Origin of the sequence: Oceaniserpentilla sp. 4NH20-0058 (assembly GCF_040371755.1) — a bacterium.
Taxonomy (GTDB): domain Bacteria; phylum Pseudomonadota; class Gammaproteobacteria; order Pseudomonadales; family Oceanobacteraceae; genus Bermanella.
The window spans coordinates 20238-42877 of the sequence record NZ_BAABWE010000012.1 but is presented as its reverse complement, the minus strand read 5'-3'; the positions used below and the strand labels follow the sequence as shown (position 1 = coordinate 42877).

Below are 22640 nucleotides of genomic sequence, written 5' to 3'. Positions count from 1 at the left end.
ATGAGCACACATGATTTTCTAGTTGAAATTGGCACCGAAGAGCTGCCACCAAAAGCATTAAAAAGTTTAGCCGCCGCCTTTCAACAAGGTATTGAAGCACACCTAAACGCCAAAGAAATTGGCTTTGCTTCAAGTAAACTATTTGCTGCGCCACGCCGCTTAGCGTTACGCATTGAAGGCTTACAAGCCCAAGGCAAAGACAGCAAAGTTGAAAAATTTGGCCCTTATGTGAATGTCGCCATTGGAAGCGATGGCAAACCGACAAAAGCCGCTGAAGGATTTGCCCGTTCTAACGGCATTGAGTTTGATGAAGTCGGTCGCATCACAGATGAAAAAGGCGAACGCCTGTATTTTGCACAAGACATCGCCGGTGCCACTGCCACCGACGAATTACCCGTGGCCATTCAAAGCTCACTGAATAAATTACCTATTCCAAAGCGCATGCGTTGGGGTTCAAGCCGCATTGAATTTGTGCGCCCTGTGCATTGGATTATTATGCTGCTGGATAACAAGGTTATCGAAGCGGATATTCTGGGTGTGAAGTCTAATTACTTTACCAAGGGCCACCGTTTTCACGCCAATCGTGAAATCGCTATCACCAGCCCAGCCGCTTACGAAAGCATCTTAAAAGAGCAAGGCAAGGTTCTAGCCGATTACGAAGAGCGTAAAGCCATGATTCGCACCCAAGTTGAAGCCGAAGGCACAAAACTGGGCGGCACCGCGGTGATTGATGAAGACCTGCTAGACGAAGTGGCTTCTCTTAATGAATGGCCTACCGCCCTTGCGGGTAAATTCGATACGGAATTTTTACAAGTCCCTGCCGAAGCCTTGGTTAGCTCCATGAAAGAGCACCAAAAATATTTCCATGTGGTAGATAAAGCAGGCAAATTAATGCCGAACTTCATCACCGTTTGTAATATTGAATCGAAAGATCCACAGCAAGTAATCGAAGGTAACGAAAAAGTTATTCGTCCGCGCTTAAGTGATGCGAAATTCTTCTGGGATACCGACCGCAAGAAAACCCTAGAAAGCCGTTTTGAAAAACTCGACACGGTTTTATGGGTACAAAAACTGGGCACACTTAAAGATAAATCTGAGCGCCTAATGAAACTGGCCGCACAAATTGCCAGTGCTATGGGTGGCGATGTAACACTGGCCGAACGTGCTGCCAAGCTCGCCAAAACCGATTTACTCTCTGACATGGTATACGAATTCACCGACCTACAAGGTCTAGCGGGTTCATACTATGCACAACACGACGGCGAGCACGCTGAAGTGTGCGCCGCCATGAACGAGCAATACATGCCAGCGTTTTCAGGTGATGATTTACCCACAACCGTTACTGGTACCGCCCTTGCCTTGGCCGATCGCTTAGACAGCCTTGTGGGTTTATTTGGCATTGGCCAAATCCCAACGGGTGGTAAAGACCCATTCGCTTTGCGTCGTGCCTCTTTAGGTGTGCTGCGCTTATTGGTCGAAAAACAAATTAACATCGATTTATCCGACTTAATCGATTGGGCCATTGATAATAACTGGCCCACGGAATTAAAAACCGAGAGCAAATCGAAACTGGTTGAATACATGCTGGATCGCTTTAGTGCCATGTATCAAGACCAAAACATTCCAACGGTTGTCTTCCAAGCAGTACGTGCCAAAGGGATTACTCAACCATTGGATGTAAATAAGCGCGTACAAGCGGTTTATGAATTCTCTAAACTGGACAGCGCCGAAGCCTTAGCCGCGGCCAACAAACGTGTATCGAATATTCTTGCGAAAAACGATGCCTTCATTGATGCACCGCAAATAAACGAAGCGTTGTTACAAGAAGACGCCGAAAAAGAATTGGCCAATGCTTTAAGTGAAAAAGCCAAAGAAGCAACGCCATTGTTTGAACAAGGCCAGTACGCTGAATACCTCACCAGCCTAACCACTTTACGTGGCTGCATCGATAATTTCTTCGATAACGTCATGGTCATGGCCGACGACGAAGCAGTAAAACAAAACCGTTTAGCGCTGCTGAATCAATTGCGTAATGTGTTCTTAAAGGTCGCGGATATTTCAACACTTTAATAACGGAACAGTTAGAAAGGAGAAGCTTGCTTCTCCTTTTTTTTGCCTAAAACAATTTTAACTTTGGAACATGCCATGGCAGAAAAACTCATCATTCTCGATCGCGATGGCGTCATCAACTACGACAGCGACGACTACATTAAAACCGTGGACGAATGGCAACCTCTGCCCGGCTCCATGGAAGCCATTGGCAAGCTCACACAAGCGGGTTACACCATTGCCGTGGCCACTAATCAATCTGGCATTGCCCGCGGCTATTTCAGTGTTGATACCCTTAATGCCATGCATGAGAAAATGATCAAACTGGCTGCGGAACACGGTGGCAAGTTTGCCCACATCGCCTACTGCCCCCACGGCCCAGACGACCACTGTGATTGCCGCAAACCTTTACCGGGTTTAATCCATCAAATCGAAAGCGCATTAAATGTCAGCGCTAAAGACTGCTACATGGTAGGTGATAGTTATCGGGACTTAGAAGCCGGCATAGCTGCAGGTATGAAACCTGTATTGGTGCGTACTGGCAAAGGGAAACGGACCATTGAAAAGCACCCTGAATTAAAAGAAGGGTTGGTGTTTAAGAATTTAGATTCTTTTGTCTTATCTAATTTTAAATCTCTTTATTGATAAACCCACTTAGATCAGAGCTTAAGCAAACTTTTTATTTGTATATAAAATTTCGCTAAATCATACAAGCTTGATATTAATCCATTAGCCTTCACCGACTTCTTTTCTTTATTGATGTCTTGTTTTGAATGGTACATCTGGCTGGTACCAATCACTTCGTGATTATCAGCACACAATACAAAATTATAGTGTTCGTCTTTAGAGGTTTTATCCATATAGTCGCCATCAAACTGGCTGTTCACTCTAACTAATTCAATAGCTTTTTCTGCATTATGTTTTTGTAAAATGATTTCACCATTAGCCTCATTTAAATAAAAATATCTCGTGCCTCCCTGACATAACACACCCTTTTAATATCATTGGTATTTCACAGAAAACTAACTCCGTTACGCTAACGTTACAATCACCCTTACTATCAAATCATCGCTTCATACAAGTATATTGTATAAATTAAAGCCAAATAGATTCATATAGCGACTAGTATCTTGATATTAATTCGTTGAGCAATAATGCCCCAGCCGATACAATCCATGGTAAAAATTACAAGGACTTAGTCATGGATCTAAGGAAAGCGCTGATTAGCAGTCTGCTAATCAGCTCACCCGCGTTTGCAGCTGTTGAAAATAATATTATTCAATCAGAAGAGGCTGTTTCAACAACGCTCGCAGGGCGTATTGGTGAAGCCGCTATCTTTGCGGTACAAGCAGATGATGACGACACCGCGGAAATTTTTGCCACAGCGTCCAGTAACATAGATGAACTAAACGATCATTGGTTATTGCTTAATTGGACAGGTAGCGACTACGAAGTGGTTGAACGTGGTAACTTACAGTCCAGTAGCCAACAATATACCTCTGCTTATCAAGTTGACTTCAGCAAAATTATCTTAGGCCATGAACAAGGCATTATAACCACCATTGAATTTACAGATGACGCCAGTGCCAGTGATCACATCATTACTGAAACCAGTGTGTCTTTAACCGACTTACCAAATAATGTCGATATTGATTTAATCCATAATATTAAAGCCATTGTTCCTTTACAGGGAACAGATACTAACGACTACATTGCCATTTGTACGGTTGCTTACATACACATTTTAGAAGGTAACGCCCTTATCGCCTCGGAGAATGTAGGCGGTTATTGCCAAAGCGGTAATATTGACTATGAAACATTGGCCAGTGATCCAAACACCTATGATCAAGAATTAGTCACCCAGGATGGTTTATATTTTAACTTTGATGGCGTTAACTGGGTTCAAAAGTTCTTAGTATCATCTGAATTAGGCGACAACTTTAAGTTAGCCAATATTGATGATGACGATGCCGATGAAATTTTGTCTCAGTTAGTTGGTCAAATTCAGGTGTTTTCACCATTAACGGTTGGCTCTTGGTTGTATATCTCGGCGTTAACCAACGCCAATTTAATGTTTAATACCTTTGATATTGATTCTGATGGCATTGATGAAATATTTTTTGATTATCAGGATACCAATGCGATCCCAGTTCAACGTTATTTAAACCAAGTTCAATGGAATACCGTGGCCGACACCCATAGAAGAGTAGCCTCACTTAATGTCGATTACGCCTTAACGAACGCTCATTATTTACCAACCAGCCTTGCAGCTGGTACGGCTTCAGCTTATCAAGTATTTTTCTCCAATAATGCAGAAACAGACCCTCAACAGGCTATCTTACATACCGCTGATCCAAGTACGTTAGCCACTACATGGTCCGGCCTAACCGCTACCGCTCAACGCAGTGCAGAAACACTGGTTAAAACCGCAAGTTCGAATACCATTAACGATTATAAAATCGCGCAATTAGAGCAAGACGAATTTGATCATTTATTTTTAATTAAATATTTCGACTCAATTAATCTTCAACTTGAATCCAGTTTAATCCCAGATTTTGCTGATGATGAAATAAACGAAATTTCCTCCATTAGTGCTTATGACTTCTCAGATGACGGTATTGATGAATTACATTTTGGTGGTAGTGCTAACTACACCGTCTCTTTAGGTGTTGTGTTGTCGTCAAATCTAGATGGCACAGATTACGCCCGTTTAGATACGCCTTTCATTACCGAAGTATCGTCGTTGTTTGCTGGAAACATCAATAATTCAGGGTCAGCCGATATTATGGCTACCGGCCCAGATGTGAATGGTAATGGTATTGGCTTTCACTCCCAACTTGATTCAGCCGCTGAACGTGATTTCTGGTTTGCACCAGGATCCGGTGATATCAACTTTAATTACATGATCGCCGCGAATATTAAAGGCACTGATGAACCTGAGATTCTCGGCCTTCATACTCAATTAGCTTCAGTTGATTTAAATGCCGGTTTTCTTGATTCACTTGTTTATAACCTAAGTAATTTAGCGTTTGATCACTTCACGACCATTTCGCTGCATGACCGGGATTACGACTACGCTTTCACCGCAGATAGCACAGGCACCCTTTACTTTATTGAACCCAAAGACTTTGACATTCTAGCCACCAATGACGTTTGTAATGGCTCGATTAATGGTTTACACACATTAACCCTCAATAATAATTTAAATGCTATTGCAGCTATATGCGATCAAACCTTAATGAGTTGGATTTTAGAATACGAAACTGACAACCTTGATCACGGTTATAGCCTTTACCCATTAGCAAGCTATGACTTAGGCAACTTGGATACATCCGAAACTCAGTTAATTTCAAAGACCACCGATGATGACAACTTACACCTATTTTTATTGGCAAAAAATCAATATAAGCGCTTCTTGATAGATAAAACTATCAGCGAGGATAGTGACTCCGATGGCTATGTTAATTATAAAGATGCGTTTCCTGCTGTTATATCACAATGGGAAGATCTTGATTTAGACGGCTTAGGTGATAACCAAGCTGGGGATAATCCAGACCCATCTTTAAATGATATAGATAATGACGGTATCCTCGATGAAGTTGACGTCGATAACCAGCCAGAAAATGATTTAGACCCCTCTAACGATTCCGACCAAGGTAATCCAAGTTTCGTCGGTTCACTAGCAGTTGTCACTGCTTCATCTATCAGCGAAGAAACCCTAGTAAGCCTTGCAAGGCCAGATGTAGCCGACGTATTTGATGACTATTATGGACATGGCCCACTAACAGTTAATGGCTCTGTGAATAACACCCCACTAGTTGTGAATGATGATGAATTTGAAGCAACTTTAACCCCGGGAGCCCACTCTGTTATTTGGAACGTAACCGATTTAGCAGGTAACTCTGCGTTTACAACTCAGTCTGTTCAGGTTTACCCACAAATTCAATTTAGCCAAACCACAACCACAATTGGTGAAACACAAACAGCCGTGATTGAGGTTTCATTATCTGGCGAATCACCTGTTTATCCATTTGATGTTCAGGTTGAGGTGACAGCAGGAAGTGCCGTGAATTCAGACATTGCAGAGAATATAAACACACCAATAACCGTGACATTTGAGTCAGGTCAAACCGAGCAATTAATTCAATTAACCGCAATTAATGATAATGTGGAAGAGTCTGATGAGACCCTATCATTATCCTTTATTGATGCATTTGATGCGGATACTTGGACAATAAACCCTGAACAAGATAACCACACCCTTCAAATTATCGACGTGAACCAAGCCCCTACTATCAGCTTTACAGTTGAACAAGGCGGTGTGATTAACAGCACCCCTACCAATATCGGTGGCGCTATTAACTTAAATGCTAGCATTTCAGATGTTAATAACTCAGACACGCACACCTATAGTTGGAACCTTACAACTCTGGGGCTTGGCACAAGTTTATTGGAAGATGTTCAGTTTAACCCTGCGGATATTGAACCTGCCTTATATGCCGTTACCCTGACCGTTACTGACAACGGCCTACCTAATTTAGCCACCACAGAAACCTTATTAATCAATTTGATTTACGGTGACTCAGATGGCGATGGTGTAGCTGACGATGTAGACGCTTTCCCAAGCAACCCACTGGAATCTTCCGACCGTGACGGTGATGGTGTTGGCGATAACTCTGATGTATTCCCTGATGATCCTAGTGAAAACCAAGATTCGGATAACGATGGCACAGGCGATAATGCAGACCCTTTTGATGATGATCCGACTGAAACACAAGACTCCGACAATGATGGTGTTGGCGATAACTCTGATGTGTTCCCTGATGATCCTAGTGAACAAGTAGACACAGATGGAGACGGCGTAGGTGATAACTCTGATGCCTTCCCTGATAACGCAGACGAGCAATTAGATTCTGACAGAGACGGTACAGGCGATAACTCTGATGCTTTCCCGTTTAACTCCAGTGAAACACTGGATACCGACGAAGATGGCGTAGGCGATAATGCAGACATATTCCCTAACGATCCATCAAGAAGTAGTCGCAGTACAGAGACCGATTCAGAAGAGGATGAAGAAGAAGGATTTGGCTCTAGTGGTTCGTTAGGCTTATTTTGGATCCTCTTGATTTTACCTTTAATAAGTATAAGACGCTCTAAAAGAGCTGCTTAGCGTTTTATTCTAAACAAAAAAGCCCGCTTAAATAAATATTTAAGCGGGCTTTTTTATGTTCGTAATTTGATTAAAAATCCAAATTCTCAACCAACAGCGCATTACTTTCGATAAACGCACGGCGAGGTTCTACTTCGTCACCCATTAGGGTGGTAAAGATCTGATCCGCCGCTACAGCATCTTCGATAGTCACGCGCAGCATACGGCGAGCATCTGGGTCCATGGTGGTTTCCCAAAGTTGTTCTGGGTTCATTTCACCTAGCCCTTTATAGCGCTGGATGCTGTAACCACGACGTGCTTCGTTCATTAACCAAGCTAGAACGTCTTCGAAGCTCTTCACTTCTGATTTACGCTCACCACGTTGGATATAAGCACCGTCTTCAACTAGATCTTGCAGACGTTCACCTAGTGCACAAATATTTTTATAAATACCCGAATCGAAGAAATCATGGCTCAACACGTAATCGGTTGGAATACTGTGGTTGATTACTTTGATATCCGGTAGGTATAGGTGGCGCTCATTGTCTTCGACAATTTCCAAAACCACTTGTGAGTCGTTGCCTTTAGGGTCGTCAAATTTGTCCTGTAGTTGCTTGTTCCACGCTTCAACCTTAGTGCGATCTTTAAGGTCTTCTTGGGACAATTTTGGCATATAAATCATAGCCTTAAGTACACGCTCAGGATAAACGCGGCCAAGACGGTCTATATTGGCCAGTACGCCACGGTAGTTATTTACCAAGTCTTCTAGCTTCTCACCATTGATGCCCGGAGCCTGTGCATTTACATACAGAGCAGCACCATCTAACGCAGTATTGGTTAGGTATTCTTCTAAAGCTGGGTCATCTTTAATGTATTGCTCGTGCTTACCACGCTTGATTTTATAAAGTGGTGGTTGGGCAATAAAGATGTGGCCACGTTCGATGATTTCCGGCATTTGACGGAAGAAGAAAGTCAAAAGCAGTGTACGAATGTGAGATCCATCCACGTCCGCATCGGTCATGATGATGATGCTGTGGTAACGAAGTTTGTCAGGGTTGAATTCTTCACGGCCAATACCACAACCTAGCGCAGTAATCAGGGTTCCTACTTCTGCCGAAGACAGCATCTTATCAAAACGCGCTTTTTCTACGTTTAAGATTTTACCTTTAAGCGGAAGAATGGCTTGAGTGCGACGGTCTCGGCCCTGTTTGGCGCTACCGCCGGCCGAGTCACCCTCCACTAGGTAAATTTCAGAGTGGGCTGGGTCTTTCTCTTGGCAGTCTGCCAATTTACCCGGCAAACCTGCAATATCTAATGCACCTTTACGACGAGTCATTTCACGGGCTTTACGAGCGGCTTCACGGGCGCGGGCTGCGTCCATCATTTTGCCAACTATTTCTTTAGCTTGTTGTGGTTGCTCTAATAGGAAGTCGTTAAAACAACGGGCCATTTCTTGTTCTACTGCGGTTTTCACCTCAGAAGAGACTAACTTATCTTTGGTTTGTGAGCTAAATTTAGGATCTGGCACTTTAACCGAAACTATCGCAGTTAAACCTTCACGGGCATCATCACCAGTGGTATTCACCTTGGCTTTTTTAGCCAAACCTTCACGTTCAATATAACTATTTAGTGAACGGGTTAATGCACCACGGAACCCCGCTAAGTGGGTACCACCATCCCGTTGAGGGATGTTATTGGTAAAGCAGTAGATGTTCTCAGAGAAGCTGTCATTCCACTGCATAGCTACTTCAACACCAATGCCGTCTTCACGGGTATCGCCATCTAGTTGAAAGTGAAAAATATCATTTACGGCCGTTTTATTAGTATTTAGATACTCAACAAAACTTTTTAAGCCACCTTCAAATTCAAATACTTCTTCGCGGTCAGTACGCTCATCTTTTAATACAATACGCACACCAGAGTTCAAAAAACTTAATTCACGGACACGTTTGGCAAGCTGATCAAAATTAAATTGGATATTGGTAAACGTAGCTGGGCTTGGGTGGAAATGAATGGTTGTACCCGTGGTATCGGTATCACCCACAGTTGCCATTGGTGCATCTGGCACACCATGGGTATAACTTTGCTCCCAGATTTTACCTGCACGTCGAATTATCAGCTTAAGCTTATCTGATAATGCGTTTACAACCGAGACACCTACACCGTGTAAACCACCAGATACTTTATAGCTGTTATCGTCGAACTTACCACCAGCATGAAGTACTGTCATGATGACTTCCGCAGCCGACACCCCTTCTTCTTCATGGATATCAACTGGAATACCACGGCCGTTATCACTAACGCTAATAGATTCATCCGGGTGAATGATCACTTTAATTTCACTACAGTGCCCAGCTAGTGCTTCATCGATAGAGTTATCGACAACCTCAAACACCATGTGATGTAAACCGGTGCCATCATCGGTATCGCCTATATACATACCTGGGCGCTTACGTACGGCATCCAAGCCTTTCAGCACTTTTATACTGGAAGAATCATATGTGTTTTCATCAGTGCTCATGGATCAAACTCCTGGCAGAACGGTGTTTATTCTAGATTTATGGCCCCGTGTTCCACGTGGAACGTACTCATGTTACTTCGACTTTCTTGGGACCAGCAATCCGCTATTTGCTCTGCTTCAACAGCGGTTACAAAGACCTGACATTCTAATTCTTCTAGCAGGCTACATAAAGCTTTTCTGTGGTTTAAATCCAATTCTGCGCACAAATCGTCAACTAGGAATATACAGGGACGATTTGAGACATCTCGATAGATTTGTGCCTGAGCCAGTTTAAGCGCGCACACAACCATTTTCTGCTGACCACGGGATAAAACTTCCATTGCAGGCAATCCATTGGCTTTAATGCGCAAATCAGCTCGCTGTGGCCCTAGTTGTGTGAACCCCATTTTAAGGTCACTGGGCCAGCTTTCTTCGAGTAATTCTAGATAATCTCTATCTTTTCCCCAGCCTTGATAAAAACTCATGGTAATGCCCAACTTAGGATTAAGCCTTTCCATGAATTCATCAAATACCGGTTTTAAGCGTTTGATATATTCTTGCCGGTAATTATTTATTTGGTTTGCAAATTTAGCCAAAGACTCATGCCATATCTTTCGCTCACCTTCGCTGGCACTACCAGATCGTAATAATGCATTTCTAGTTTTGTGAGCTTTTTTGAAGTTGCGCCAAAGATGAATGAAATTTGGTTCCACGTGGAACACACCCCAATCTAAATATTCCCGTCGAAGTTGTGGTGAACCTTCTAATAAACGAAACATAGTTGGGTCTAACAGTTGTATAGGCAGTACCGAAGCTAATTCCGCCGCACTTTGTAGCCACTCACCGTTTAGCTTAATTCGGCGCTCCCCTTTAATATTACGCTCCACACCTAATTGATAACGGCCTTTATCTAAGGTTAATTTACAAAATGCGGTTAAAGACTCGTTACCGTGCTGAATTAAGTTCTTTTGTTTATGGGTGCGAAAGCTTTTACAGTAGGCAAGATAGTAGATAGCTTCAAGTAAACTGGTTTTACCAGAGCCGTTTTCACCATAGATAAGATTGATCTGACGACTAGGGTTGATATTTAAAGGCTCGAGATTGCGAACCCCTTGTAACATCAGACTTTCAATCGCCATAAGTTATTGATTCTATTTGATTTCCTAAAAACTGGATCATCATATGATTCCATCAAAAAATCGTGATTTAAAAGATTATAAGCATCAGCAAAAAAGCAAATTCAAGGCACAAAAAAGGGACTAAAAGCCCCTTTGTCTGTAATTATTTAAAAGCGTAATCGAGGCAGGCAAGGCGCGACAAAGATTAATTTAGGCGAGGCGCATAGCAGCGCTATGTAACGAGTTTAAATTAATCTTTAACAAAGCATTGCCAACGCAGATAGCTTTTTACAGTCTCATTGGCATAACAACATAGAGCGAATCCCCACTCTCTACCTCTTCCATTACCGCTGAAGAGTTAGCATCTGCTAGGGTCATCTTCATGTCATCACCATCCAATACTGACAATACATCTTGCAGGTAGCTCACATTGAAACCAATTTCTAATGCATCGTTTTGGTATTCAACACCGATACTTTCTTCCGCTTGCTCTTGCTCTGGGTTATTGGCCACAACTTGTAATGTGCCTTCATCAAGAAGTAAGCGTACACCACGGTATTTCTCGTTAGAAAGAATCGCAGTACGTTGGAAAACCTGACGCAAAGCCTGACGATCGGCAATTAATACCTTGTTACCATTGCGCGGAATAACACGTTCGTAGTCTGGGAACTTACCGTCAACCAACTTAGAGGTAAATGTGTATTCACCTACTTTGGCACGTACGTGATTATTACTTAACATCAATTCAACAGTAGATTCAGGGTCTGTCATCAGTTTAGCCAGCTCTAAAACGGCTTTACGCGGTACGATAACCTGAGTTTTGCCTTCCATTTCCAATGAAACAGGCACACCACATGTGGCCAAACGGTGTCCATCAGTGGCAACTGCACGTAGTTGATCCGCTTTTACTTCTAGTAATAAGCCGTTTAGGTAATAACGAACATCCTGTTGCGCCATGGCAAAGGCTGTACGATCAATTACTCGACGTAGCTGAGCTTGAGGTACATTCACCGTAATAGTGGCCTCTATGTCGTCTACATTAGGGAATTCGTTGGCTGGCAAGCTGGATAATACAAACTTACTACGCCCTGCTTGCAGTTGTACGCGGTGCTCGTCCTGACTAATAACAATAGTGCTTTGATCAGGTAAAGACTTACAAATATCCATCAATTTTTTTGCAGGAACGGTTATTTCACCGTCTGTACCTGGTTCTAGTAATTGAGCATTACCGACCATTTCCACTTCTAAGTCCGTACCTGTTAGTGAAAGCTGGTCGCCTCTCACTTCAAGTAATACATTGGATAGCACAGGTAGAGTCTGGCGACGTTCAACAACGCCGGCAACTAACTGAAGTGGCTTTAATAGGGCTTCCCTAGTGATTGTGAATTTCATGCCTTTCCCACTCTTAACTGGTCAGTGACCGCAATAGGTTTTTATAATCTTCGCTGATGTCTGCGTTAGTTTCACGCAGTTCTTTAATTTTGCGACAGCCGTGTAGAACCGTTGTATGGTCCCGACCCCCAAATGCATCGCCTATTTCTGGCAAGCTATGGTTGGTTAATTCTTTACTTAATGCCATGGCCACTTGTCTTGGTCGAGCCACAGAGCGCGAGCGTCGCTTAGATAATAAGTCAGAGACCTTAATTTTATAATACTCAGCAACGATACGTTGAATATTATCAATACTGACCTGCTTATCAGATAAAGCCAATAAATCTTTTAAGCTTTCTTTAATAAATGGTAACGTGATCTTAGAACCTGTAAATGCTGCGTTAGCAATCACCCGTTTAAGCGCCCCTTCTAACTCACGTACATTTGATCTTATCTTTTGCGCTACAAAAAAAGCCGCTTCATGAGGAAGGTCGATACCCTCTTCTTCAGCTTTTTTCATTAATATAGCCACACGAGTCTCAAGTTCAGGTGGTTCAACCGCCACGGTTAATCCCCAACCAAAACGACTTTTAAGACGATCTTCTAGCCCATCTATTTCTTTTGGGTAGCGATCACAAGTTAATATCATTTGTTGGCCACCCTCTAATAACGCATTAAAGGTATGGAAGAATTCTTCTTGGCTACGCTCTTTACCAGCAAAGAATTGGATATCATCGATCAATAAAGCATCAACACTACGGTAATAACGCTTGAATTCATTAATGGCATTTAACTGTAGAGCTTTAACCATGTCTGCTACAAATCGCTCAGAATGCAAATAAACCACCTTGGCATTAGGGTTTTGGTTCTGAATATGGTTGCCCACAGCGTGCATCAAGTGGGTTTTACCAAGACCCACACCCCCATATATAAATAGCGGGTTATAAGAGCCACCTGCATTTTGTGAAACTTGCTGAGCAGCTGCGTGAGCTAATTGGTTGGACTTACCTTCAACAAAGGTATCAAAGGTAAACCGCTTATTTAAGCTGCTTTGGTGTTGAATACTGCCTTCAACCTGCACTTTACGGGTCTTTTCAGCCACAGGTGCAATAACTTTCGCAGGGGCAGAGGTTATCACCTCTGGCGTGAACGAAGCAGGTTCAGGTTCAACCTTAGGCTTAGGTGCAGGTTTTATTGGCGCAGGTGCTATAAAAGCAGGCGTACTGGCATTAGAGCCAATACCCAATTCAAACGATAAAACCTGCCCACCATTGAGTTCTTCCAAAAGTGATTGAATACGATTTGAGAATTTGTCTTTAACCCAGTCTTTAACAAAACGGTTAGGCGCAGACACCACTAAGCCAGATTCTGACTGCTCAGCTCTTAATGGGCGTATCCAAGTATTAAATTGTTGTGCAGGCAGCTCATCTTGTAAGCAACGTACACATTCATCCCATAATGCCAGCACGGCTGGACTCCATCTTTAAACAGTTGTGCATTGTACCAATATTGTCAGAGTTATCCACAGATAACTCTGTTAATCAGCTGTGGATTAGATATGTGTATAAACGGGAGGAAAATGTGAATAACTTAGATTTTATTCACCCTTGTGCATAACCCCCTATTTCATCCCCAAGTTATCTTGGCCTTTTACTCAGCTTTTACGTGAAGTATACAGGATTTATCATCTCTGGAATCCCTTGTATTTAAAGGCTTTTAATTGGTTATCCACAGAAAATAGCGTTACTATTAACAATAACAAATCATAAAAAACATATATTCAATACATATATATTTTATTTAATTATCTAATCTCTTAAAAATCGTAAAAAATAATAAAAACGTAATTAAATAATAAATAAGTAAAAGATTGATTGAATACATTGGCTGTTTTCAATACAATCCGCTCCCTTATTTTTATTGTTAACAGTTTTGAGAGACAAGGCATGAAACGTACTTTTCAACCTAGCGTCCTAAAGCGCAAGCGTACCCACGGCTTCCGCGCACGTATGGCAACCAAATCAGGTCGTCAAATTTTGGCTCGTCGTCGTGCCAAAGGTCGCAGTAAACTTTCTGCATAATTCGAAATGACCAGCACGGTATTCCCGCGCCACGTTAGACTTCTGACGGCAGGGGATTATCGACGGGTATTCGATCAAGCAGATGCCAAAGCCCAGTCTAAGCAAATCTTAATTCTTGCTCGTCGCAATGAATTAGGGATTGCCAGAATGGGCTTAGTTGTGGCGAAGAAGCATGCTAAACGAGCAGTTGATCGCAATGAGATCAAACGCATTATTCGCGAAAGCTTTCGTCATCATCAGTTCGAGTTAGAAAACTTTGATTGTGTAGTACTGTCGCGAGCCGGTGCTAAAGATTTGGATAAAACCGAATTGAGACACATGGTGGACCAACTTTGGACACGGTTAAGGCAAAAACCAAATGGCAACCGTTCCAGAAAAAAAACACGTCAGCAATAGCTCAGTTTTAACTAACTTTATTGCCCTGCCGATTCGTTTTTACCGCATTGGTATCAGTCCTTTGTTACCAAGTCGTTGCCGACACATCCCAACTTGTTCAGAATACGCCCTCGAAGCACTAGAAATGCATGGTCCTTTGTCTGGTCTGTGGCTAAGTATTAAGCGAATTGGACGCTGTCATCCTTGGGGTTCCCATGGATACGATCCAGTTCCCCATAAAAAATTATCGAATAAGAGCTAATTACCAATGGATGCAAGAAGAGCAATCATTCTGATCGGTCTAGCAGTGATTTCCTACATGCTGGTACTACAGTGGAATGAAGATTACGGCAAAGCCCCTATATCTCAGTCAGTGATGACATCTCAGTCTATGACGAGTTCGTCCTCTGCTCCTAATGTTATGGCTGAGCAGTCCGCAACAGCAGATGTGCCTGATGTCAGCGAAGATGAACCACAAGTTGAAAGCAACATAGTGGTATCCACAGATCTGATTGAAGTACAAACCGATGTATTAGATATCCGAATTGATCCTCAAGGTGGTGACATTGTTTATGCCGCTTTGAAAGCGTTTCCACAGTCTCTTTCTGATAAAAATATTCCATTTGTTCTATTAGAACAAAGCCCAATGCGAACTTATGTGGCGCAAAGCGGTTTAGTAGGTGCTAACGGTATTGATAAAAAAGGCCGTGCATTATTTAGTACTGAAAAAACTCAATACTTATTAGATGAAACCAGTGATGAGTTAGTGGTTAAACTTAGCTTTAATCAAGATCAAGTAGTCATTGATAAAGTATTTAAGTTCAAACGTGGCAATTACTTGGTAGATGTGGGTTATGAAGTAAATAACACCTCCCAAGCCCCTTGGAAAGCCAACTTCTATGCGCAATTTAAGCGTGACAGAAGCCCAGACCCATCCAGTATGGAGTCTATGGGAATGGCATCTTACCTAGGTGGTGCTGTTACTCGCCCATCTGAGCGTTATCATAAAATTGATTTTGACGACATTGATGAAGGTCGCTTTAAAGAAACTATTCAAGGGGGTTGGGTTGCATTTTTACAGCATTACTTCTTAAGTGCATGGGTGCCAAACCCTGAAGCAGCTCATACTTACAACACACGTAAAGCGGGTAATAGCTACATCATTGGTTACTACGATGAAGCGTTAAATGTGAATGCTGGAGAGCAAGCATCGACCTTCACCAGCCTTTATCTTGGCCCTAAAGATCAAGATTTATTAGCAGAAACTTCTGAAAACTTAGAGTTAACTGTAGATTACGGTTGGTTATGGTGGGTAGCACAACCGTTATTCTGGCTACTAACCCTTATTCACTCAATTTTAGGCAACTGGGGTTGGGCCATTATTTTCTTAACTATTTTGGTTAAGTTAGCCTTCTTCCCATTATCCGCTACTAGCTATCGTTCAATGGCTAACATGCGTCGTGTGGCACCTAAACTGGCTGCTCTTCGTGAACAGTTTGGTGAAGATCGTCAAAAACTTAGCCAAGAAATGATGGGTTTATACAAGAAAGAAAAGATAAACCCATTAGGTGGTTGTTTACCGATTCTTGTGCAAATGCCGGTATTCATCGCATTGTATTGGGTATTAATGGAGTCTGTAGAATTGCGCCAAGCGCCGTTCATGCTGTGGATTCAAGATTTATCATTGAAAGATCCATACTTCATTTTGCCGTTAATCATGGGTGTGAGCATGTTTGTTCAAATGCAACTTAACCCAACGCCGCCAGACCCAATGCAAGCAAAAGTTATGAAGCTTATGCCAGTGGTTTTCACCGTATTCTTCTTGTTCTTCCCATCAGGTCTTGTACTGTACTGGGTAGTGAATAACCTGTTGTCTATTGCGCAGCAGTACTACATCACTAAGCAAATAGAAAACGAAAGCAAAAGCTAGCTGGTTTACGTTAGATGGGAGATGAGAAGCGTTAGATGTTTCTTATCTTCTTTCTTTTTTCTCATCTAACCTCTTACGTCTCACATCTTACTTCTATGATGCAACTCAACACAGACACCATTGCCGCTATTGCCACCGCCCCGGGTCGAGGTGGCGTGGGTATCGTGCGTGTGTCTGGGCCTAAAGCTAACGCCATCGCAAATGCGATGCTGGGATTTGTTCCCAAACCCCGTTACGCCCATTACTGTCCGTTTAAAGATGAATCCGATGAAACCCTAGACGAAGGCCTCGCCTTATACTTTGAAGGGCCTAATTCCTTCACAGGTGAAGATGTACTGGAGCTGCAAGGTCATGGTGGCCCAGTGGTGTTGGATTTCATCTTAAAGCGCGTGTGTGAGCTAGGTGCGCGAACAGCTCGCCCTGGAGAATTCTCTGAGCGTGCTTTCTTAAACGACAAAATGGATTTAACTCAAGCAGAAGCCATCGCCGATTTAATCGATTCTGCCTCTGAGCAAGCGGCCCGCTGTGCGGTGCGTTCGTTACAAGGGGCATTCAGCAAGCGAGTCCATGAATTGGTAGAAAGCCTGATTAATCTTCGAATTTATGTGGAAGCCGCCATTGATTTTCCTGAAGAAGAAATCGATTTTCTTAGCGATGGCAAAGTAGAAGCGGACTTAAAAGCAGTAATGGTCAATCTTGCCACTGTCATGCAAGAAGCCAATCAAGGTACCTTGTTGCGTGAAGGCATGAACGTAGTCATTGCAGGTCGGCCCAACGCAGGCAAATCTTCTTTGTTAAACGCCCTTTCTGGACGTGACACTGCTATTGTCACGCACATTGCTGGTACTACCCGCGATGTACTGCGCGAACATATTCATATTGATGGCATGCCACTGCACATTATTGATACCGCTGGGTTACGTGATACCCCAGACGAAGTAGAAAGCATCGGCATTGAGCGCGCTTGGAATGAAATAGAACAAGCGGATCGTGTATTGCTCATGGTTGACGGCACCGAAACCCAATCTACGAAACCCGATGAAATTTGGCCGGATTTTGTAGGCCGCTTGCCTCACCCTGAACGCATCACTGTCATTCGCAACAAAGCGGATTTAACCGGTGAAGTTTCTGGTTTTGTAAAAGATTCACAAGCCATTTGTATATCCGCCAAAGACGGAATAGGTGTGCAAGTACTGCGTGAGCACCTTAAAGCGGTGATGGGGTTTGATGCCGCCAGCGAAGGTGGCTTCATAGCCCGTCGTCGTCACATAGATGCACTCAATCAAGCTAAAGAATTTTTAGATAACGGTTTAGATCAGCTGTTAGGTGCCAGCGCCGGTGAATTGTTAGCTGAAGATTTACGCATGGCGCAAAACGCACTTAATGAAATCACCGGTGAGTTCACCAGTGATGACTTATTGGGTAAAATTTTTGGCAGTTTTTGTATTGGTAAGTAATGTTTTTTTGAATCACTCAAAGTACAAACAAATAACGCAGCCTAAGCTGCGTTTTTTAATGTCTGATATTTGATGAAACTATTTATAAAACTCAGGGGAATGCTTAATCGTCGCATTCTGTTCTTTATCGTGCTGAATCCAAAACTGCGCATTTTCATCTTTTACAAAATTCTCAATGGCTTCCATCGCAACTAAGGTTTGTTCTTTATTAAAGTTAAATGAAGGGACCCGCTTGTGGGTTCTATTTTTAGTGAAGTGGTATAAGTCACCAGATAATACGATTGGACCAGATTCTGGCAAGTTGATGTATAGCATTTGATGGCCCGGTGTGTGTCCTGGTGCGGATTTGATGACAACATTGCCATCACCAAATACATCATGGTCGCCATTAAGTATTTTGAATTTAGATTTATCCAGTTGGGCATAGCTTGGTGGGTTGAAACCAAATTTTTCTGGTGCTGGGCCAAATGCCGCATTGTATTCCGCTTGTTGAATCAATAATGCGGCATTGCTAAATAAGTTAGTGTTACCCGTATGATCTCCATGAAAGTGTGAAATGCCAATATAATCGATATCGGCGGGGTTAATATTGATCTCAGCCAGTTGCTTAGATAGAGGATTTGTCACTGTCATTTTTATCATTCCGCCAAACCCTTCTGCGCCGTTCTCGCCTATGGCGTCTATAAATCCTGTATCCCAAATCATGGTGCCTTTTTCGTGACGAATGAGGTAGCAGCTGTTTGTGAGCTCCTTGGTGACCCCTTTATCAATGCCCGGTGAGAACATAGAGATATCTCGAACTTCGATATTGCCACATTCAAATACATGTAGGGTTAGGTTGGGTTTGGCAAAACCGATTGTAGGGAAAGCCAATAAAGCGATTAAAAGTAAAATAGGGGTCTTCATCCAAGTATTTCCTTAATTAGATGTCAGGATTGCCATTACTTTAACGAATTTTTATAACAATAAGGTAGAGCTTTATTTTTCTCCTTTTGCGTTAATTGGTTTTTTAAAGGAGTTGTGGGTAACACTGTGGTTAATATGTTGATTTACTTGTTTTATGTTGTGGAAAACCTTCCATATCGTGCCATATTATTCGGTTATTTAATTGAGTCTGGTCGTTGAAATTCAGTGGAATTAACCTGTTAATAAACTGTGATTATTTGTGGGTAAGGAATAACTAACGTGTGAGTACCTGTCTTCAGCCCTTTATTTATAGTGGGTAGCAAGGTTGTGGATAAAGTAGAATGATTGAACAAATTGTGAATGGTTTTAAATCCACAAGGTGGTGGCATCATCTTGTGGATGAAATTTATAGTTGAAAGGAAGAGCTAGGATGGTTATCCACAGGGTCTTTGGATATCTTTTCTCTGTTGTGAGTGATACGCCCATTAATGGTGGTGTAATCAATACCAATTATGCGATTGAGCACCCCAATAAAGCTGGTGGTATCGTTTGGTGAGCTAATCAGCGTATCAATTTGGGCATGCTCAGGAACTAATGCCATGGCCCTTTGTTGGCTATCCCCACCTGGAATTTGCATAAACAACAAGTTGAAGTTCTCGGCGTGGGCCATGAAGGTTTGATCTGTGGTTCTGAGGCCAGAGCATCCAGATACCAAAAATAGGCTTAATATAGATAAGGGTATTAGTCTCATTGTATTTATTATGCCGTGAAGTGAGTTTGGGTCATCCTTAAATTTGCCTGTAAGCCAGTTAAAATGCCAGTTTTATGGGCAAGAATCGTGATCAGTTGCCCGTTGTGTCTAGCGTATAAAGCGCCCTATCTATATAATGCCCGCCCTGGTGAATTTTTGAGCAATAAATAATCAAGTTTATTGCATTTCTATGTGCAGAGGTGATTGCGTGGATTTTCCAAAGCGTTATGACGTAATTGTAGTAGGCGGTGGCCATGCTGGTACCGAGGCCTGCTTGGCCGCTGCGCGTATGGGGTGTAAAACCCTGTTGATTACTCACAGTATTGAAACCGTGGGTGTTATGTCCTGTAACCCTGCCATTGGCGGTATTGGTAAATCTCATTTAGTGAAAGAGATCGACGCTTTTGATGGGGCCATGGCTCGCGCCACCGATAAAGGGGGCATTCAATTTCGTACCCTTAATAGCCGCAAAGGCCCAGCCGTGCGCGCTACCCGTGCTCAGGCTGATCGTGCTTTATATAAAGCGGCGATACGTGACATTGTGGAAAACCAGCCTAATTTAGAATTCTTCCAACAGGCCTGTGACGATTTAATCGTTGAAGGGGATACCGTTAAAGGGGTTGTTACCCAAGCAGGTATTCGCATACATGCGGATTCTGTCGTGTTAACCACAGGTACTTTTTTAGGTGGGGTTATTCACATAGGTTTGGATAATTACCAAGGTGGTCGTGCTGGTGATCCACCATCTAATAACCTAGCCAAGCGTTTGCGTGAATTACCGTTTAATGTTGGCCGCTTAAAAACCGGAACCCCTGCCCGTATTGATGCACGCAGTGTGGATTTTTCAGTGATGCAACGTCAGCCCGGTGATGCCGTGACACCCGTGATGTCATTCATGGGTTCTCAGGCCGATCATCCAGAACAAATTGATTGCTTTATTACCCATACCAATGAAAAAACCCACAACATTATTCGTGGTGGTTTAGATCGAAGCCCAATGTATTCAGGGGTTATTGAAGGGGTCGGTCCACGCTACTGCCCATCAATTGAAGACAAGGTCATGCGCTTTGCTGACAAAAACTCACACCAGATTTTTGTTGAGCCTGAAGGGTTAAGCACCCACGAGTTATACCCAAATGGCATCAGTACTAGTTTGCCATTTGACGTACAAATTGAGCTTATCCACAGTATGAAGGGTTTCGAAAACGCCCATATTACGCGTCCGGGTTACGCCATCGAATACGATTATTTTAATCCGCAAGATTTGAAACACAGTTTAGAAACCAAGTTCATGAATGGCTTGTTTTTCGCGGGGCAAATCAATGGCACAACCGGTTATGAAGAAGCCGGAGCGCAAGGCTTATTAGCCGGAACCAACGCGGCCCTGCGTAGCATGGAAAAAGACGCGTGGTATCCACGTCGTGATGAAGCCTATTTAGGTGTATTAGTGGATGACTTGATCACCATGGGTACTAACGAGCCTTACCGCATGTTCACCTCCCGTGCGGAATACCGTTTGATTCTGCGTGAAGACAACGCTGATTTACGCCTAACTGAAATCGGTCGCGAGCTAGGATTGGTAGGCGATGAACGCTGGGCTGCATTCTGTGAAAAACGTGAAGCCATTGAATTAGAGACACAGCGTTTAAAAAGCACATGGATTCAGGCGGGCTCTGATGAAAGCAAGCAACTAGAACCAAAGTTAAAGCAGCCATTAACCCGTGAATACAGTTTGATGGATTTACTTAAGCGACCTGAAATTGAATACAAGGATTTGGCCCATTTGAAAGGCGAAGCCGTTGCCGACCCGCAAGTGTCTGAACAGGTTCAAATTGCTGCTAAGTATGAAGGTTACATAACACGCCAGCTTGAAGAAATTGAGCAAATGCGCCGTTATGAAAATACCCAGCTGCCAAAAGATTTGGACTATTCAAAAGTAGGTGGTTTGAGTAACGAGATCCTGCAAAAATTATCGACCTTGCAGCCGGAAACCTTGGGAACGGCAAGCCGTATTCAAGGGGTGACGCCAGCGGCATTAAGCCAGCTGCTGATTTATTTGAAAAAGCATCACAGTGTGCAAAAACAATCAGCTTAAAATATTGTTGGGTTACGCCGTAAGCGTTTTAATTAACAGTTTCAGTTTTTTGGCTAACCCACCCTACTTAAACCAAAGCTTGTAGGATGGGTTAGCTTTGAGTCACACGAAAAGCGTAACCCATCAATGGACCCCCAATGTACGACGCACTACTCAAAACTGGCTTAATCAAACAAGGCCTAGAACTTAGCGAAGATAAAATCCAGCTACTACTGGATTACCATGCTTTGTTGGTAAAGTGGAATAAAGCCTACAACCTAACCGCGGTACGTGATCCAAAAGAAATGATCAGCCGCCACTTGTTAGATAGCCTCAGTATTATCCCTCATATTACTGGTGAGCGTATTTTAGACGTGGGCACAGGGCCGGGTTTGCCGGGCATTCCCATGTCCATTTGTTTTCCAGAAAAACAATTTACCTTGCTTGATAGTAATGGCAAAAAAACTCGCTTTTTAACTCAAAGCAAAATTGAGCTAAAGCTTGGGAATATGACTCCTGTGCAATCCCGTATAGAGTCCTTTGAAGCACCCTTGTTTGATGCCATTACTTCCCGCGCCTTTGCTACTTTAAAAGATATGGTAGATGGTAGTATTCATTTACTTAAGGAAGGTGGCTTCTTTTACGCCATGAAAGGGATATACCCACAGGCGGAAATTGATGAATTGGATGATCGAGTGACTGTGGTAGACTGTTTTGCTTTGCACGTTCCCGGTGAAGATGGAGAGCGTCATTTGGTTAAAATCAAGAAAGCCTGACGTCCAATGACTGGGGTCTGGTGCTTAACAAAAAGAAATAGACTTTAAGCTCGTATTTATTTTCTCGAATATCGGATAGTCTTTTTGTGTAATGGAATTTTTT

General features: G+C 42.8%; 17 protein-coding genes. 10 read left to right on the top strand and 7 right to left on the bottom strand.

All coding sequences use genetic code 11. The features are described from left to right. Both glyS and gmhB read left to right on the top strand, forming a co-directional pair. The gene (gene glyS / locus ABWV45_RS14550) at positions 1–2070 is read left to right on the top strand and encodes a glycine--tRNA ligase subunit beta (RefSeq protein WP_353352449.1); all 2070 of its coding nucleotides are present in this window, start codon (positions 1–3) and stop codon (positions 2068–2070) included. Positions 2071–2145: 75 nt separating this feature from the next. After that, a complete protein-coding gene (gene gmhB / locus ABWV45_RS14545; protein WP_353352448.1) occupies positions 2146–2694 on the top strand; it encodes a D-glycero-beta-D-manno-heptose 1,7-bisphosphate 7-phosphatase in 549 nt (182 codons plus the stop codon). A 14-nt stretch (positions 2695–2708) separates the two neighbouring features. Here gmhB and ABWV45_RS14540 read toward each other — a convergent pair whose 3' ends face one another. Next, positions 2709–2909, bottom strand: a complete 201-nt coding sequence (locus ABWV45_RS14540) for a YegP family protein (RefSeq protein WP_353352447.1) — start codon at positions 2907–2909, stop codon at positions 2709–2711. Positions 2910–3250: 341 nt separating this feature from the next. Here ABWV45_RS14540 and ABWV45_RS14535 point away from each other — a divergent pair, with 341 nt between their 5' ends. Further along, positions 3251–7219, top strand: a complete 3969-nt coding sequence (locus ABWV45_RS14535) for a hypothetical protein (protein WP_353352446.1) — start codon at positions 3251–3253, stop codon at positions 7217–7219. A 70-nt stretch (positions 7220–7289) separates the two neighbouring features. Here ABWV45_RS14535 and gyrB read toward each other — a convergent pair whose 3' ends face one another. The 4 genes from gyrB to dnaA form a co-directional block, all read right to left on the bottom strand. Beyond that, a complete protein-coding gene (gene gyrB / locus ABWV45_RS14530) occupies positions 7290–9719 on the bottom strand; it encodes a DNA topoisomerase (ATP-hydrolyzing) subunit B (protein WP_353352445.1) in 2430 nt (809 codons plus the stop codon). A 26-nt stretch (positions 9720–9745) separates the two neighbouring features. Continuing rightward, entirely contained in the window at positions 9746–10837 is a 1092-nt protein-coding gene (gene recF / locus ABWV45_RS14525) for a DNA replication/repair protein RecF (protein ID WP_353352444.1), read from the bottom strand. Between the two features lie 267 nt (positions 10838–11104). Then, on the bottom strand, positions 11105–12208 hold the full coding sequence (dnaN, locus tag ABWV45_RS14520; RefSeq protein WP_353352443.1) for a DNA polymerase III subunit beta: 1104 nt from the start codon (positions 12206–12208) through the stop codon (positions 11105–11107). 13 nt (positions 12209–12221) lie between these two features. After that, positions 12222–13655, bottom strand: a complete 1434-nt coding sequence (gene dnaA, locus ABWV45_RS14515) for a chromosomal replication initiator protein DnaA (protein ID WP_353352442.1) — start codon at positions 13653–13655, stop codon at positions 12222–12224. A gap of 478 nt (positions 13656–14133) precedes the next feature. Between dnaA and rpmH the strand changes: the two genes are divergently transcribed. The 5 genes from rpmH (at position 14134) to mnmE (ending at position 18030) form a co-directional block, all read left to right on the top strand. After that, a complete protein-coding gene (rpmH, locus tag ABWV45_RS14510) occupies positions 14134–14268 on the top strand; it encodes a 50S ribosomal protein L34 (RefSeq protein ID WP_353352441.1) in 135 nt (44 codons plus the stop codon). 6 nt (positions 14269–14274) lie between these two features. Next, positions 14275–14664, top strand: a complete 390-nt coding sequence (rnpA, locus tag ABWV45_RS14505) for a ribonuclease P protein component (protein WP_353352440.1) — start codon at positions 14275–14277, stop codon at positions 14662–14664. Then, positions 14627–14905 (top strand): membrane protein insertion efficiency factor YidD, encoded by a 279-nt coding sequence (gene yidD, locus ABWV45_RS14500; protein ID WP_353352439.1) that lies wholly within the window; start codon positions 14627–14629, stop codon positions 14903–14905. The genes rnpA and yidD overlap by 38 nt, the downstream gene beginning before the upstream one ends. 6 nt (positions 14906–14911) lie before the next feature. Next, positions 14912–16573 (top strand): membrane protein insertase YidC, encoded by a 1662-nt coding sequence (yidC, locus tag ABWV45_RS14495; RefSeq protein WP_353352438.1) that lies wholly within the window; start codon positions 14912–14914, stop codon positions 16571–16573. 95 nt (positions 16574–16668) lie between these two features. Continuing rightward, on the top strand, positions 16669–18030 hold the full coding sequence (mnmE, locus tag ABWV45_RS14490) for a tRNA uridine-5-carboxymethylaminomethyl(34) synthesis GTPase MnmE (protein ID WP_353352437.1): 1362 nt from the start codon (positions 16669–16671) through the stop codon (positions 18028–18030). A 78-nt stretch (positions 18031–18108) separates the two neighbouring features. Here the strand turns inward: mnmE and ABWV45_RS14485 are convergent, their stop codons facing one another. Together ABWV45_RS14485 and ABWV45_RS14480 are read right to left on the bottom strand one after the other, a co-directional pair. Next, a complete protein-coding gene (locus ABWV45_RS14485; protein ID WP_353352436.1) occupies positions 18109–18936 on the bottom strand; it encodes an N-acyl homoserine lactonase family protein in 828 nt (275 codons plus the stop codon). A 406-nt stretch (positions 18937–19342) separates the two neighbouring features. Beyond that, positions 19343–19687, bottom strand: coding sequence for a tRNA modification GTPase (locus ABWV45_RS14480; protein WP_353352435.1), 345 nt, complete (start codon positions 19685–19687; stop codon positions 19343–19345). A 208-nt stretch (positions 19688–19895) separates the two neighbouring features. Here ABWV45_RS14480 and mnmG point away from each other — a divergent pair, with 208 nt between their 5' ends. Continuing rightward, a complete protein-coding gene (gene mnmG, locus ABWV45_RS14475) occupies positions 19896–21782 on the top strand; it encodes a tRNA uridine-5-carboxymethylaminomethyl(34) synthesis enzyme MnmG (protein WP_353352434.1) in 1887 nt (628 codons plus the stop codon). 137 nt (positions 21783–21919) lie between these two features. Next, entirely contained in the window at positions 21920–22537 is a 618-nt protein-coding gene (gene rsmG / locus ABWV45_RS14470; protein ID WP_353352433.1) for a 16S rRNA (guanine(527)-N(7))-methyltransferase RsmG, read from the top strand. Positions 22538–22640 lie beyond the last annotated feature (103 nt).

What these genes read in the sequence shown, in the direction of transcription:
- glyS (WP_353352449.1), top strand. Translation starts at nt 1, where the DNA reads ATGAGCACACATGATTTTCTAGTTGAAATTGGCACCGAAGAGCTGCCA.
- gmhB (WP_353352448.1), top strand. Translation starts at nt 2,146, where the DNA reads ATGGCAGAAAAACTCATCATTCTCGATCGCGATGGCGTCATCAACTAC.
- ABWV45_RS14540 (WP_353352447.1), bottom strand. Translation starts at nt 2,909, where the DNA reads ATGGATAAAACCTCTAAAGACGAACACTATAATTTTGTATTGTGTGCT.
- ABWV45_RS14535 (WP_353352446.1), top strand. Translation starts at nt 3,251, where the DNA reads ATGGATCTAAGGAAAGCGCTGATTAGCAGTCTGCTAATCAGCTCACCC.
- gyrB (WP_353352445.1), bottom strand. Translation starts at nt 9,719, where the DNA reads ATGAGCACTGATGAAAACACATATGATTCTTCCAGTATAAAAGTGCTG.
- recF (WP_353352444.1), bottom strand. Translation starts at nt 10,837, where the DNA reads ATGGCGATTGAAAGTCTGATGTTACAAGGGGTTCGCAATCTCGAGCCT.
- dnaN (WP_353352443.1), bottom strand. Translation starts at nt 12,208, where the DNA reads ATGAAATTCACAATCACTAGGGAAGCCCTATTAAAGCCACTTCAGTTA.
- rpmH (WP_353352441.1), top strand. Translation starts at nt 14,134, where the DNA reads ATGAAACGTACTTTTCAACCTAGCGTCCTAAAGCGCAAGCGTACCCAC.
- rnpA (WP_353352440.1), top strand. Translation starts at nt 14,275, where the DNA reads ATGACCAGCACGGTATTCCCGCGCCACGTTAGACTTCTGACGGCAGGG.
- yidD (WP_353352439.1), top strand. Translation starts at nt 14,627, where the DNA reads ATGGCAACCGTTCCAGAAAAAAAACACGTCAGCAATAGCTCAGTTTTA.
- yidC (WP_353352438.1), top strand. Translation starts at nt 14,912, where the DNA reads ATGGATGCAAGAAGAGCAATCATTCTGATCGGTCTAGCAGTGATTTCC.
- mnmE (WP_353352437.1), top strand. Translation starts at nt 16,669, where the DNA reads ATGATGCAACTCAACACAGACACCATTGCCGCTATTGCCACCGCCCCG.
- ABWV45_RS14485 (WP_353352436.1), bottom strand. Translation starts at nt 18,936, where the DNA reads ATGAAGACCCCTATTTTACTTTTAATCGCTTTATTGGCTTTCCCTACA.
- ABWV45_RS14480 (WP_353352435.1), bottom strand. Translation starts at nt 19,687, where the DNA reads ATGAGACTAATACCCTTATCTATATTAAGCCTATTTTTGGTATCTGGA.
- rsmG (WP_353352433.1), top strand. Translation starts at nt 21,920, where the DNA reads ATGTACGACGCACTACTCAAAACTGGCTTAATCAAACAAGGCCTAGAA.